The organism is Dyadobacter sp. SG02 (assembly GCF_900109045.1).
GTDB lineage: Bacteria > Bacteroidota > Bacteroidia > Cytophagales > Spirosomataceae > Dyadobacter.
The window spans coordinates 545,666-560,161 of record NZ_FNYL01000002.1 but is presented as its reverse complement, the minus strand read 5'-3'; the positions used below and the strand labels follow the sequence as shown (position 1 = coordinate 560,161).

General features: G+C 54.1%; 9 protein-coding genes. 1 reads left to right on the top strand and 8 read right to left on the bottom strand.

Annotated features, from left to right (window positions below):
* Window positions 1–66 precede the first annotated feature (66 nt).
* The 3 genes from BMW93_RS05910 to BMW93_RS05900 all read right to left on the bottom strand — a co-directional run bounded on the left by BMW93_RS05910 (window position 67) and on the right by BMW93_RS05900 (window position 6,377).
* Window positions 67–1,503: a trehalase family glycosidase gene (locus BMW93_RS05910; RefSeq protein ID WP_090374270.1), complete on the bottom strand. Its 1,437-nt coding sequence runs from the start codon at window positions 1,501–1,503 to the stop codon at window positions 67–69.
* A 90-nt stretch (window positions 1,504–1,593) separates the two neighbouring features.
* Window positions 1,594–3,306, bottom strand: coding sequence for a RagB/SusD family nutrient uptake outer membrane protein (locus tag BMW93_RS05905; RefSeq protein WP_090374269.1), 1,713 nt, complete (start codon window positions 3,304–3,306; stop codon window positions 1,594–1,596).
* 17 nt (window positions 3,307–3,323) lie between these two features.
* Window positions 3,324–6,377, bottom strand: a complete 3,054-nt coding sequence (locus BMW93_RS05900) for a TonB-dependent receptor (RefSeq protein ID WP_090374268.1) — start codon at window positions 6,375–6,377, stop codon at window positions 3,324–3,326.
* 470 nt (window positions 6,378–6,847) lie between these two features.
* Here BMW93_RS05900 and BMW93_RS05895 point away from each other — a divergent pair, with 470 nt between their 5' ends.
* Window positions 6,848–8,488, top strand: coding sequence for a T9SS type A sorting domain-containing protein (locus BMW93_RS05895; RefSeq protein WP_090374267.1), 1,641 nt, complete (start codon window positions 6,848–6,850; stop codon window positions 8,486–8,488).
* A gap of 76 nt (window positions 8,489–8,564) precedes the next feature.
* Here BMW93_RS05895 and bioA read toward each other — a convergent pair whose 3' ends face one another.
* From bioA to BMW93_RS05870, 5 genes are all read right to left on the bottom strand, one after another.
* Window positions 8,565–9,839: an adenosylmethionine--8-amino-7-oxononanoate transaminase gene (gene bioA, locus BMW93_RS05890; RefSeq protein ID WP_090374266.1), complete on the bottom strand. Its 1,275-nt coding sequence runs from the start codon at window positions 9,837–9,839 to the stop codon at window positions 8,565–8,567.
* A complete protein-coding gene (gene bioD, locus BMW93_RS05885) occupies window positions 9,836–10,480 on the bottom strand; it encodes a dethiobiotin synthase (protein WP_090374265.1) in 645 nt (214 codons plus the stop codon). Before bioD ends, bioA begins: the two co-directional genes overlap by 4 nt.
* Window positions 10,467–11,588, bottom strand: coding sequence for an aminotransferase class I/II-fold pyridoxal phosphate-dependent enzyme (locus BMW93_RS05880; protein WP_090374264.1), 1,122 nt, complete (start codon window positions 11,586–11,588; stop codon window positions 10,467–10,469). The genes bioD and BMW93_RS05880 overlap by 14 nt, the downstream gene beginning before the upstream one ends.
* On the bottom strand, window positions 11,581–12,189 hold the full coding sequence (locus tag BMW93_RS05875; protein ID WP_090374263.1) for a hypothetical protein: 609 nt from the start codon (window positions 12,187–12,189) through the stop codon (window positions 11,581–11,583). Before BMW93_RS05875 ends, BMW93_RS05880 begins: the two co-directional genes overlap by 8 nt.
* A 109-nt stretch (window positions 12,190–12,298) precedes the next feature.
* Window positions 12,299–14,491: an alpha-galactosidase gene (locus BMW93_RS05870; RefSeq protein ID WP_090374262.1), complete on the bottom strand. Its 2,193-nt coding sequence runs from the start codon at window positions 14,489–14,491 to the stop codon at window positions 12,299–12,301.
* Window positions 14,492–14,496 lie beyond the last annotated feature (5 nt).

Genomic DNA, 14,496 nt, shown 5'->3' with positions numbered 1-14,496 from the left:
TGAGGTTGCATCGAAATGCGTAAGATTGGGCGAATTACTGTCACACATTTGGTACAACCTCAAAGATCACTCAACCCGCGCGGTGACTTGCTGATCAGCCGGGACGGCCACGTCCAGGTACGAAACTGTCCGCGAGCCCTTCACGACCATCTGGCTTGCCTTCCGTCTCGCCCCGTTTACCGTGATAAACGGGTGCTTTCCGGCAAACATCACCCGCCATTGCAAAGGGCCGCGGCCGGCATTGGCTAGCGATGCGGTTTTGGCGCTCTCCGTAACGGAAATGGTCTGTTGCAGAACGGGGAGGTTCTCTATCGTATGTGTATCCTCCGCCCGGCCGTTGAAGAAAGTAGTGATCCTGTTCACCCGCGCATCCGCATCGATGCCCATAACACCCTGAATGATACCCTGTACCGCTCCATAGGAAACTTCCGGGTATTCGCGGCGCTTGGTCGCTGGATCGGTCAAATGGAGTATCTGGCCGCGGATCTGATCGGGATAACCGTATTGTCCCAGCACATAAGGGAAATACGATTGGTTTTCCATGTTCCAGTCGCGCGCGAGGATCTGATCGATCGTTTTGCGGGTGCGGGTCGTGTCTTTCAACACGTCGAACCAGAGCAGGAAGGTCTCGCCTTCGGTATAGCCAAATGCGCCTTTGGAAGAATAGTAGGTAAAATATTTGTCCTCTTTTTCGCTCCACCATTGGGTCTCGATATGCCGGCGGTATTGTTCGGCTTTCTTGTCAAAAGTAGCCGCTTCCGTCGTTTTGCCTTGCACGCGGAGCATATCCGCGTAGGTCTGCATTCCGCGCGAGAGTGCCGCGATCAGGTCGACGCCCATTTTCAGGTCATGCACGCCTTCGGAATAGGACGCCAGCCCGCGGCAGCGGTGGAAGGAATCTTTATCGTCGTAAGCCGCATGCGCATTCGGGTGGAGCGGCCTCGAAAGCAGCGAGTCCGGCTGCAATACCCAGCGGTCCACATATTCGCGGACCGATTTCCGATGAAAATCCGCAAACTCGGGGCCGTTAATGTACCGCTTGTCGCCCGTCCACAAATAGAGCTTCCAGGAGGCATTCATCACATCGAAATTGGCATTGAGGTTGTACCAGAACTCGTCGTCGTTCCGGTAATCTTCCGGCGCGGGCTTGCCTTCCTTGTTAATTTCCCAATACGAGCACCAGTCCTTACCGTCGGAAATGTTTTTGGCAAAAAGGGAAAACATATTGCTGTTCGCGTTGCCCAACCCGAGCATTTCGGCGGCCATGCTCTGGTGCGCCACGTCCCGCATGCAGAACGCGAAACGCGAAGGCAATGCGGCTTCATACCAGTCGCCTACCGGATCGGCCGGATTGCCGCGATGGCTCAGGGCCATTTCCTTCGCCCGGTCGAACGCCGTTTGCAATGCCGCGTCCGTCGACCGGAACCGTAACGTTTCGCTTTGCGCCATACCAACCTGCTGAGTGGCGAGCCAGATGGAAACAGCTGCGATGAATCTGATCATTCCTTTTGTTTTTGGATTAAAATACAATGTTTTTAAAAATATCCTCTTATGTCAGCCTGAGCGGACGGGGCCGCCCGCTCAGGCTGACATTTAATTATAATTCGGGTTCTGGGTTAATGCCGGGTTCCGCTGCAATTCGGTCCTCGGGATTGGGTAGAAATACAGGGCTTGTTGCCACACCCGTTTCTGCACGACAGCCGATTGATAGGTGAATGTCCCATCGGTTTGTTTTGTGATGATCACCCCCAATGCATCTTTCGAACCCGTCTCGGCAATGCCCCAGCGGCGGATATCGAAATACCGGTGCCCTTCGAAGCAAAGTTCGATGCGGCGCTCCTGCCGGATCTTGTCCATTAATGCGGTGCCCGAAGCATTCACCGGCGGCATTCCTGCTTTTTGCGACCGCAGTTTGTTCAGGTAAGTAAGCGCTTCCCCGTCCTCGCCCAATGCGGCGCAGGCTTCCATGTAATTCAGGTAAATCTCGGATAACCGGAAACCGACCCATTGCGAAGCGGCATAGTCCTGCTTCTGCCAGTCCACCGACTCATCCACCATTTTGCGCATCACATAACGCGTTTTCGAAGCATTCCAGGGCGAATACGGGCTTTGCGGCGAATCGTCCCCGCCTTCGAAAAACTGCGTGGAGCGACCTTTGAACGGCTGGTTATTGGCCAGAATGGTTGCATAAAACCTTGGATCGCGATTCGCGTAGGGATTTTTAGCATGTACCGGGTTCGTCCAGCTGAAAGGAGTTCCGTCGGCCATTTCGAATGCATCCACCATTTGCTGGATCACATTGTAAGCGCTGTACCCTTCGTAGCCGTTCGGGCTGAGGTCGCGGCTGACGGTATTGTACCGGTCGGCCTTCACGAGGCCGCTGTATACACGGGCAAAGATCACTTCCGGGTTGAAAAAATCGAGGTACGTCTTGTTATAGGTACCATTGCCCGCATTACCATACAATGCATACGACACTTCTTTGAAATCGATCACCGCTTTGGCGGCCGCCTTGGCCTGCTGCCAGAGTGTTTTATCGCCCGAAGTATTGAAATATGGGCTCGCCGCATACAATAACAAGCGCGATTTGAGCGCCAGGGCAGCTCCTGTCGTAGCCCGGCCTTTGTCGAGGTCGGCCGAATAGGTAGCCGGGAGCAACTTCGTCGCCTGTTCAATGTCCGCCAGGATGAACTCCTTCGTTTCCGTCCAGGTAGCACGCTTTTCGCTGAAAGCCTTGTCGTTCACATCATACACTTTGGTGATCAGCGGTACACCGCCGAAGCGTTTCAATAATTCAAAATAGGCCAATGCGCGCAGGAAATGCACTTCCCCGCGCATGTTACGCACGGCCTGGCCGTTGGAAGCGGTGTCCAGCTGACTTACATTTTTGAGAAATACGTTGCAATTGCGGACAGACGAATACAGATCACCCCAGCGGTTCAGGGAAGAGGAAGTCTGGTTATCGGGCGTCGCTTCGCCTTGCACGTAACTGTTTTCGTTGGTCCAGTTGAAGTTACCGTACAGCTCGTCGGTCTGCGCACCCCAGCCGAAGCCGCCGTCTTTGTAAGCGAGCACGGTCTGGTCGTAAATGCCGTTCACAAACACCTGGGCCAGGTTCGGATCGGTCCATACGTCGGACTCCGAATAGGCATTGAGCGGTTTCAGGTCGAGCACATCCCTGCAGGAGTTCAGGAAGACCATTCCAGCGGCGAGGGAAATGCCTGCAAGCAGCTTTCCTGACCAGGCCGCCATGCTTTTGGCAGCCTGAACGGCGGATTGCGTTTTATAATTGGTTTGAGTTTTCATGAGTTAAAAGGTAAGGGTTAGAAGCTGATATTGGCACCCAGGTTCACGACGCGCTGCTGCGGGTAGTAGTAACCGGTGTTGTTGGGAATTTCAGGGTCAAACGACGGCCCGAATTTGTCTATCGAGAACAGGTTACTGCCATTGATATAGATCCGCGCGCTGTGCATTTTGGCTTTTTTCAACAAGCCGGAAGGCACCGTAAAACCCAGTTCCACGTTTTTCAGCCGCACGAACGACGCATTGCGCAGCCAGAAATCGGAAGTAAGCGTATTCACCCCTCTCGACGCGCCGGTAGGGCCATTGAAATTGCGGGGAAACTGGTTATCACCCTCTTTCTGCCAGCGTCCATCAAAAAACTCCTTCGCCATATTCAGCCCGGCCGGTGCGAGGTACGATTGCGCCATCGCCTGTCCCTGCACGAACACAGAAGCGTCGAGATTCCGCCAAGAAAAACCCAGCGACGTGCCGTAGATCAGCTGCGGCGTACGCACGGACGATTTCCGCACCTGGTCAAGCCCGTTAATTGCCCCGTCGCCATTGATATCCTTGTAGCGGATGTCGCCGGGCGCCGTGTTGGCCGGGTGCGGACTGGCATCAATCTCCGCCTGGTTCTGGTACAAGCCGTTCGATTCGTATACGAGCCATGAGTCGATCGGAATGTCGGTTTTGCGCTGGTAGGAAGGTACACTCGCAGCCTCGTCCATGAATATCACCTTGTTGCGGGCAAAAGTGAGGTTCCCCCTGATGTTATACCCGAACTCCGAGCCGATGGTACCATTATAGTAGGCTTCCAGCTCGATACCACGGTTCAGTACTTTTCCAAGGTTCTGGTTGGGCAGGGTCACGCCTGTGTATGCGGGTACGGACTCGCTGCGCGTGATGAGAATGCCCGTACGCATGGAGCGGAAATAGTCGATCGTCACGCCCAGTTTGCCTTTGAGGAACTGCGCGTCGAGCGCGACGTCGGTGGTGGTAGCCACTTCCCAGGTAATGTCGCGGTTCGGCGTCGGGCCGGGCACGAGCGAGCTGACCTGCGACGCATTTGGCCCGAGCGAGTAGCCGAAGCCCGTTCCCAGGAGATAGGTCTGGATGTAGTTGAATGCGGAAACGTTGTCGTTACCCGTCTTCCCCCACGAGCCGCGCAATTTCAGCTCGGTAATGCTTTTTGCATTGAAAAAATCCTCCTGCGAAATGCGCCATGCCGCCGAAACCGCCGGGAAAAAGCCGTAGCGTTTTCCTTCCGGGAAGTTCTGCGAGCCGTCGTAACGCATGTTGTAGTCAAAAAGGTATTTGTTCTTGAAACCGTAGGAAGCACGCGCAATGAAGTTGTTACGACCCGTTTGCGCAGCGGTGGAATTATTCTGCTGGCCGATCAGGCTGCCCGCCGAGAGCTGGTCGAGGGAGTTGCTGAGGAAGTTCGACCGGAATGCGCTGATCTCGTCGGCATTGCCTTCGAAACGCTCGTATGCCGCAAAACCCTCCACGGAATGGTCGCCGAAACGGTTGTTATAGCCCAGCCGGATGTTCATCAGGTTTTGTTTCAACGTACCCCGCAGCTCCGACAAGCTCGGTTTAATGGCGGAATTGATCTGGATGTAGTTCCCCGTGGCGCCATCGTAACGGAAAGCGGGCGGCGGTGTTTTGGTAAATGACCTTGTTTTCGAAAAAGTAAGGTCATAGGCATAATACCCATCCACGAACAGGCCATCGACCGCCTTCGACAAGTCCCATTTGAAATAGGTCTTGGTTTGCAAAAAGTCGTTGGTATTCCGGTTGTAACCGGCTTCCCCGCCGGTAATATACACCATGCTGTTGTTGGGTCCGCCGCCGATCCCCGGCCCCACGAGCCCGTTGGGATACACCGGAACGAGGTACGGATAAGCGAGCCACAACTCCCGGAATATCGCCCCGGCATTGTAATTGCCCACGGCCGAATTGCGGAATTCGTTGCGGTACAGCACATCCACCCCGATTTTCAGGTTATCGGTCACGGCAATATCCACGTTGGCGCGTGCCTGGGCTTGCTTGTAATAGGCCGCATCCCTTTTGTAAATGCCGTCCTGCTTCTGATACTGGCCCGAAAGGAAATAGGTAACCTTATCGGTACCGCCGCGGAGCGAAATGACCTGGTTATGTTGCAATGCCTGCTTTTTCATGGTCGCGTCCCACCAGTCGGTGCTGGGGAACGAGAGCGGGTCGGAGCCGTCGCGGAATTTTTGCAGGGAAGCGTCGGGCCAGGTAGGGTTCTGGCCAATCATGCGGTCGTACTCGTTGGTAGCCAATGCATATTCGTACGAATTCAGCATTTGCGGCACGCGCGTCGCCTGCGTGAGCGACCAGTTGGTACCGATGGACAGCACCGGTTTGCCGGCTTGCCCGCGCTTGGTCGTGATCAGGATCACGCCGTTGGCCGACCGTGCCCCGTAAATCGCCGCCGTAGCGTCCTTGATTACCGTAAACGACTCGATATCCGCCGGATTGAGCCGCGCAAAACCGCCGGAGCGGTCGGGAATACCGTCGATCACGACCAGCGCACCGGTACTGCCGAGCGTCGCTTTTCCGCGCACGAATATTTCGGCATTATCATTACCCGGCTCGCCGCTCCGGGTGTTGGCGATCAGCCCCGGCACGCGGCCTGCAATGGAGTTGGTGAGGTTGCTGGCGGGCGATTTTTCCAGTTCAGAGCCTTTGATCGTCGAAACCGAGCCGGTGAGGTCCGCGCGGGTTTTAGTCCCGTACCCTACCACCACCACTTCGTCCAGCGCTTTGGTATCGGCTTCGAGCAGCACATCGAGCTTGCTTTGTCTGCCTACCTGTATTTCGCGGGGAATATAACCTATGTAAGAAAAAACGAGGATTGCATCGGCAGAAGGCACATTAATCGTGAATTGGCCTTCGGTGTTGGTGGAAGTGCCGCCGTTGGCACCCTTGATGATCACACTCACACCGACGAGCGGGCCGGAAGCATCCGTTACCCGGCCCGAAACCGGTACCTGGGCCCTGACCGCGAGTGCGCTGAAAAATAGCAGCGCGGCCAGAAGCAATGGAGAAAAGCGGGTAGAAAAAACCATGTTCGAAAGGGATATAAAAGTGAAACACGAACTGTACTGGCCAGCCTCCGGATGCCGCCCGATACAACCACTATGTCTAATTTTTTATCAAAAGAACACAATTTTTGATTAACCTATACTATTCTATACTATTTTAAGAAAAAATATTTTTCGATTGATGCGATCAATGGTTCATGTAACGGTATGACGACAAAATGCTATAAATAAGTATCATAGTGACACTTTTTATCACAATAACTTAAAATACTTTGGATCTATACTATTCTATACTTTTAATAGTAGCTCAAACGGTTAGCCAATTACCCGCACTTCCACGATGCCTACCTGTTTTTTTTCAATCGCCGGGCCGCGCGTAGCTTAATGAATACATTACCAATTGTTTATTTGATTTTTGTATCCAATGTTTACATTTTTGTAACATTGCATGATAAGCATTGAAATTCTCCCGCAAAAACTGATAACTAAGAGCTATGAAACACCTTTTACTCGTCATCTTCCTATCCGCCTTTTTTACAAGCTACGGGCAAGGCTCCCTCGAATCGGACCGCCTGGCATTGATTGCACTTTACAATTCCAGCAATGGCCCCCAATGGATCCAGAAAGCCGGCTGGAACCCTGCCGGGAACCCCGGTGACAGCCCTTGCGGCTGGTGGGGCGTCACCTGCGAGGGCGGACGCGTAACCGGATTGAACCTTCAGGGAAGCGCGCTCGACGGAAGCATACCGCCGGAGATCGGCAATCTGGATCAGTTGAAAACGTTCATTGTCGACTGGACGATGATCGTCGATAACCAATTTCCCGGTAACACCCAATACCTTCCTCTTCCGACGGAAATCGGTAACCTTACCAACCTGGAATACCTGGATCTCAGTGGTAAGGTTAGCGATTGGCCATGGGTCGGCGGATTCCCGTTGCAGGGTCCATTGCCTTCCAGCCTGGGCAATCTCACCAAGCTGACTTACCTTGACCTGAGTTGCAGCCTGGTGGACTTGCAGTATCATGGCTCTGTCGACGGTGCTATTCCGAGCACGCTGGGCAATCTGGTCAATCTGAAACACCTGGATTTGGGCTATCAGCAGTTCTCGGGCCCCATCCCACCTGAACTGGGCAATCTTACCCAACTCGAATACCTTAACCTGACCGGCGCCAACACATTTACAGGCGGCATCCCGGCTTCATTCAATAACCTGGTAAATTTGAAAACATTAGGGCTGGGTTATTTCAATTGCTGCACGATTTACAACGGCACACTCGGCGGACCTATTCCAGATCTGTCGGGAATACCGGTTTCAGCCATTGTCAATATCGAGTCTAATGCTTTCAATTTCGACGGTCTGGATTTGAATATCAGCCGGATAGATTGGTACGGGCGTCAATCTCCCATTAAACTTGACGTCAGCATGCTGGGCCTGACCTTACTCACTGCACAAGCAGGCGGAATTATTGCCAACAATACTTATAAGTGGTTCAAGGATAATGTGCTGATCGCGACGATTACCGGCGATAACACCTATCTCGCATCCGAAAATGGCATCTATTACGCCACGGTTACCAGCAGCGCTGTCCCGGGCCTTGTACTGACTACCGAAAAGGAAGTGGTGATTGTGCTACCGGTTACGCTCGTCTCGTTTTCAGCCAGCAGCGAAGGCGACCAAAACAACCTGACCTGGAAAACCAGTTTTGAAAGCAACAGCAAGGGTTTCGAGGTGGAACGCAGCTGGAACGGAAGCCATTTCGAAAAGGTAGGATTTGTAGCCGGCCACGGCGACAGCAATAACGGAAGCGATTACAGTTTCATCGACAAAAGTCCGCTTTTCAACAGTTACTACCGACTCAAACAGCTCGACTTCGACGGTACTTTCGCGTATTCAAGCATTGTTTCAGTTAAAAATGCCGGCTCGGCGATCGTCGCTTATCCCAACCCGGCAGCGGATCATTTTTACCTGAAAAACCTGAAAGGTAATGGGGAAGTCGTGATCCGTACCCTCGAAGGCAAGACGATCAGCAGGCAGGTTGTCGAGCCGGGCAAGCCGGTAATCACTACCGGCATCGCTCCCGGACTGTACACCGTTACCGCGGAGGGCTCGGTGCAGAAGATTGCTATCCTTTGATGGCCAACCTCGCCCGGAGCGCTTTATCAGGCGCTTCGGGCCGATTTTACACCAGGTCTCATGCGTTTGGCCTGCTTTACTCCAAAACTTCAATTATCGCATCATAGATGTATCGCAGATCATCATCACTGATGCAATACGGAGGAACCAGGTACAGCACATTGCCAAGCGGCCGAAGCAGAATGCCTTTTTGCAGTAATGCCTTAAAAACAGCGCGGTATTGATTCCGAAAATAAGAATCCGCCCCGTCGGCCCCCATGTTCATGGCGAGGATCGTCCCGCATTGACGAACACTATTGATCGTCGCGTGCGTCGCTACCCGCGCCCGAAATGCGGCGTGCCGGTTACAAATTCTGGCAATGGACGCCCGCGTTTCTTCACTTTTGAGCAAATGCAAACTCGCGAGCGCCGCCCGGCATGCGAGCGGATTGGCCGTGAATGAATGTCCGTGAAACAATGTCCCGTATACGTTGTCCGTACAAAATGCCTGATGGACCGCGTCTGTACAAGTAGTGACGCCCAGCGGCATGGTACCGCCGGTCAACCCTTTGGAAAGACACATCATATCCGGCTTTTCGCTGAGATGGTCGGCGGCGAACATGCGCCCCGTGCGCCCGAAACCGACGAATATTTCGTCCTGAACGAGCAGGATACCCTTCGAGCGACAATGGCGCAGCAGCGCGTCCAGGTGTGCGGCCTCGTACATCACCATCCCGCCCGCGCCCAGTACCAGCGGCTCGTACACAAAACAGGCGATCTGATCGGCATGCTCGTCGATGACCGTCCGAATTTCCCGCAGGTTGTCCGCTGTGGGCAGGTCGATATGAATGACATCGAAGAGGAGTTCGGCGAAGGGTTCCGTCCAGCCGCTGCGGCCGCTCACGGCCATTGCCCCGAACGTGTCACCGTGGTACCCGAGCTTGAATGCGAGGATTTTAGTCTTCTTTTCGCCCCGGTTGTAGGCGTATTGCAAACTCATTTTGAGTGCTACTTCTACGGCTGTGGAGCCGTTGTCGGAGTAGAAAACTTTGCTTTGGTTGTCAGGCAGAACGGTTAGCAATGCTTCGGAAAGCGCTACCGCCGATGGATGCGTGAAGCCCGCGAAAATAACGTGTTCGAGCGTACGCAACTGCTCCGATACCTGCCCGGCGATGTACGGGTGGGCATGGCCGTGCAGGTTCACCCACCACGACGAGATGGCGTCGATGTAGCGCTTGCCGTTTTCATCATACAAATAGGCGCCTTCGCCGTGTGTGATGGCCACGGCTTCGCCTGCTGTTTTTATGGCTGTAAACGGATGCCAGTTTACGGCACTGTCGCGTTGCGCCCAGGTAAGGTTTTGCGTATTCATGATGGAACAGGATTGCCGTGCTCCCTGCGCAACCGGCGGGCGGCGCGGGCAATGCTTTCGGCATTTAAAGTTTTGAAATCCGGGATCGTCAGGACCGTCGCCTGAACATCCGGGTAGGAAAGGATGACGCGCCGGGTATCTTCATCGAAAGGCCCGTTGAAAATAAGGTATTTCAATGGAATAGACCGCTGTTTGAGGGCCTGAATCGATAGCAGGGTGTGATTAATGCAGCCCAAGTAGTTCCGCACGACCAATGCGACCTCAACGCCAAGGCTTTCGATCCAGTCGATCATGCAAAGTTGCTCGTTGATAGGCACATACAGGCCACCAGCGCCTTCGATGATCAGGTTATTCCTTGTTTCCGGGAGTACCAAATCGTCGACGGTAATGCTTTTACGCTCCTTTCGGGCGGCTTTGTGCGGTGAGGCAGGCAGTTTCAGGCGAATGGCTTCCGGGTGCGTAACAATGCTCCGGCTGGTCAGTTCGGCAACCGCTTTTCTGTCGGTATGGCTCAGCCCTCCCGCCTGTACGGGCTTCCAGTAGTCGGCTTTCAGCCATTCCATCAGCACGGCGGAGCAGATTGTTTTGCCCACATCCGTTCCAATGCCTGTCACAAACAAAGTGGTTCTATTCGGTGTCATGGAATTCTTTTAACAGGTCGGTAAGTTGGCGGATTTCCGCAGGGGTATTGAAAGCGTGGAGGCTCACCCGCAAGCGCTCGGAACCGGCTTTAACAGTTGGCGACCGGACCGCGAACGCAAACAGCGATTGGCTTTCGAGCATTTCCCTCGCTGCCGTCAGCCGGTCAGCGCCGGGAAATGGAATAGATTGGATCGGGCTGGCGGTAGCCGATAATGTCGGTAGTCCGGCTGCGGAAAAGCAGGTAATCCGGTTTTGCAGAACTTCGCGCAGGCCCGGGTTCATTTTCAGGAATTCATAATTATTCCTGATCGTCGCCGCGAACAAATCGGGCTGGCCGGTGGTGTAAATGAAAGGTGCCGCGAAGTTCACCAGGTAATCCACGACTGTTTGGTTGCTCAATATAGCCGCCCCGTGCGCGCCCATCGCCTTCCCGTACGTGACCACGGTCGCGAATACGCGCTCCTGCAACTGCGCGTCGCACACGAGCCCGTGTCCGAACACGCCCATGGCGTGCGCTTCATCCACGACCAGGGAAGCCCCGAAACGCTCCGCCAACCGTACCAGCTCTCCGAGTGGCGCAAAATCGCCTTCCATTGAATACAGGCTCTCCACCGCGATCCAGCATTTGCCCGGCGTTTTGGCAAGCCGGTTTTCCAAATGGTCCAGGTCATTATGCTGAAATCGCATTTTCTTTCCAGGTGAAAGTCGGCAACCATCCAATACCGAACGATGCACGAACTCGTCGAGCAGGATGGTATCATTCCTTTTAGGCAGACAGGAAAACAACGCCAGATTGGCCATATACCCCGACGGGAACAGCAGCGCCCGCTCGGTTTGATGTTCATTCGCGATAAAATCCTCGACGGATACTATGAAAGCCGAGTTACCGCTCACCAGCCGCGAGCCCGTAGCACCGCGGAGCCATTGGGGATTGTCGGCCAATGAAGCCAGGAGCATTTCGTGGCAGGCATTGCAGGATGCCAGGCCGAGGTAATCGTTGGAATAAAAATCGACGCCCGGCTGCCTCGTCCGGAGCTTCCGCAGGATTCCCTGTTCCTGCCGGTCGGTAAGCGCATGCGACAGATGGGCCAGCACGTCGTCATGCATGGGCGAGCTCGCTTTCCAGGCAACCCAGCCATTGGTTGAACAGCCCCTGCTCCATTGCCTGCAATAGGTGGGCATGCGTCTGCCAATCCTCCGAAAACCGGCTCAGCTGCGCGGTCATTTCTTCCAAATGGCCTTCCTCCTCGGCGATAATCGACTTGACCGTAACACGATGCGAGGCAGCCGAAAGCGCACGCTGGTAAATGGGGTACAACTCGTCAGCCCGAACCTCGATGAGATAGGTCACGAACAGGTAAGCCGCATAACGAAGCTGGGCGCCCTTTAATTGGAACACATTTTTAATATACCTGCTGCATTGAATATCCAGCATGGCGAGGTATTGCCGCGTTGCTACCGAAGCAAAAAGGTAGGTATCCGAATAGTCCGGGCAGTCCGCGGGCGCCAGTTTTGCAATCTGTTTTTTTAAAATATAGGCATGCCTGTGTTCCTCGGCGGCGTGTTTCAGCTGGATGATCTCCACCAGCGTGTTGTGCTCGCAAGCGGATATCTTCCTGGCACCGGCATTTTCCAGATATGACAGCGTATTCAGCCAGCGGGCATGCAAATGGTCTTGCTGTACAATTCGTTGGATCAGGTTATACATCGGGTTGTTTTTTCTCCAAAAGTATAACCCGACCGGACGCCCCGGACGTACCGGTTTTGTTTTTAATGGTAGTCCGGGACGCGTAGTCCGGGGATGTGTAGATACCTCCTTATTCCATCACCAGCCAGGTATAACTTTCCGCGGGGATTTCCACTTTGTAGTCGACCTCGTAGTTCCGGCCCACTTTGTACGATTGCGCCGCGCCTTCTTTCACGCGGATCTTCACCGTTTGGTCCTTACCAGTATAGTACACCGGCAGTTTCACATTCCTGATCATCTTCTCGCCCGTCGGGTTGTACAGCATTACCAGCCCTTTCACCGGTAGCCCGGGATTGACGTGCATAATGCCGTCCCAATCGCGACCGTCGGCGCGGCGGAGGTGGATAATGTCCGAATTGAGGATATCGCGGTACTTTTTATACCAGCTGATCACATGGCTGACCGTCTTTTTCGTCTCCTCGGTATCGTACAGGCGCGGGCCGCGATAGCATGCCTGCACGCCGGCGCCATAGTATTGCATCATCAACTGCTCATAAGCGTCCAGGTGCTCCGAGAGCGGTTCCAGCACTGCCTCCGGTCCGCCGCCCTGGTATTTGGTGAGCGGCACGAAGCCCCATACCATCGAGGGTGTTTCGTTCCAGGTGGCGTCGTAGATATTTTGCCGGTTCAGGATTTTCTGCTGCTCGCGCGAGAGCGAAAAGTTCACCTCCCGGTAGCCGAGACCCACTTTATTGGTACCATCGAGGAAATACCAGTCGGGCGCATTCACGTAAATACCATTTTCGGCGCACCAATGGTAAAGGCCTTTTTGCAGCGCCATTTGCTTCCATTGCGAATCGGCCAGGCCCTCGTGCCCGGGGTGCGAGGTAGAGGCACAAACGTCGCCCGGGTACGGCCCGTCGTTTTCGAAAATATCGAAACCGGTGTGGCCCATGAACTTTTTCAGCTTATCGATATAAGCGAGGCCCCATTTGCTGCCGAGGCAGGGCGCATTGCCGAAGAAGGCGCCGCCTGTTTTACCGGTTTTAGGATTGATCACATCATCCTCTTCACTGATCTTCCGCGAACTGAAAAGCGAATAGCTGCCGATCAGTACCTTCTTGCTGTGGGCATAATCGGCCAGGTCTTTCCATTTTTTGAGGTTTTCGGGCGAAACGTCCTCCATATTGCAATGGCTTCCGAAGCTGAGGATCAATGCCTCATAACCCGTCGCCGCGCATTGGTCGATCGCCGTGCGCACCTGCTCGTCGTTTTTGCTCACCAAATGCATGAAAATCGGGTTGATCGTCGTCCAGGGCGCAATCGTCCGGTACATTTTACGGACCGCCATTCCCTTACGCTCGCGATCATAGCTGTCCATCAGCAACTCGTAGGTACGGATCGATTCCAGGTTTCCGCCCGCTTTAAGGCGTGTGCCCACCGGTACTTTCGGATGCACTTCGAGGAGGCAGGGCGTCTGGTAATCGTAATTGACCTGCGAAGTATAGGCTTTATCCACCTTCCAATGCGTCGCCTGGTCGCTCAGCCCGTAGCGCATGGCGTTGTTGAATGCGAAGTTGTTTTCAATGTACAATCCATTGGGCTTGGCCATTTCTTCCGGCTTGCCTACCACGGCACTCTCCTCTTCGGTCACGGCCAGGATCTCGTTCACTACCTGGTCGACGGCAACGTCTTTACTGCTTTTATTTTCGATAGTTACCCATTTGGAAACCAATGGGATGCCGTCAAAAATCGCGTAATGCACGTATACATCCACACCCGCAAGCGCAGGAAGCGACGAGCCGAAACGGAATGTTACTTCACTTCCGGTCGCATTCTGTTTGTTTCCGGCCCACATGGCGGTTTTCCATTGCAGATAGGGTTCTATTTTCGAGATTTTATGGTCGATATAATGAAAGGCGCTGTCTGACACTTTCAGCTGGTCGATCCATTGTGGCAACAGGTAAGCATTCTCCTTTTGTCCGTACAAACCTCCCACATTATAAGCGACACCATTCAGTACGACCCTCGCTTCGGGTTTCACCGCGCGGAGCAGTTGCTGGCCGTTCGTCAGATTCTTGTACTCGATGCACGCCAGGTCGGGTTTGAGGCGGAACGCCCTTCTCACCAGGCCATTAGACAGCACAATATCCTTACCATCAGGCGATTGTTCGATGCGCGCTTTGGCCGGTCCTGACTTGATGAGCCAATCGCTATCGGCGGCCGTGGCACCGGCGGCCGGCGCACCCGCGCCCGGCGATCCGGTCATTTGCCCTTTGACGGTAAAACTGAGCAGGCCGAGTGCTAAAAAAAGGTATTTCATAAAAG

Excerpts from the sequence above, each read along its gene's own strand:
- BMW93_RS05905 (WP_090374269.1), bottom strand. The coding sequence starts at position 3,306 with ATGAAAACTCAAACCAATTATAAAACGCAATCCGCCGTTCAGGCTGCC.
- BMW93_RS05910 (WP_090374270.1), bottom strand. The coding sequence starts at position 1,503 with ATGATCAGATTCATCGCAGCTGTTTCCATCTGGCTCGCCACTCAGCAG.
- BMW93_RS05895 (WP_090374267.1), top strand. The coding sequence starts at position 6,848 with ATGAAACACCTTTTACTCGTCATCTTCCTATCCGCCTTTTTTACAAGC.
- BMW93_RS05870 (WP_090374262.1), bottom strand. The coding sequence starts at position 14,491 with ATGAAATACCTTTTTTTAGCACTCGGCCTGCTCAGTTTTACCGTCAAA.
- bioA (WP_090374266.1), bottom strand. The coding sequence starts at position 9,839 with ATGAATACGCAAAACCTTACCTGGGCGCAACGCGACAGTGCCGTAAAC.
- BMW93_RS05875 (WP_090374263.1), bottom strand. The coding sequence starts at position 12,189 with ATGTATAACCTGATCCAACGAATTGTACAGCAAGACCATTTGCATGCC.
- BMW93_RS05880 (WP_090374264.1), bottom strand. The coding sequence starts at position 11,588 with ATGCATGACGACGTGCTGGCCCATCTGTCGCATGCGCTTACCGACCGG.
- bioD (WP_090374265.1), bottom strand. The coding sequence starts at position 10,480 with ATGACACCGAATAGAACCACTTTGTTTGTGACAGGCATTGGAACGGAT.
- BMW93_RS05900 (WP_090374268.1), bottom strand. The coding sequence starts at position 6,377 with ATGGTTTTTTCTACCCGCTTTTCTCCATTGCTTCTGGCCGCGCTGCTA.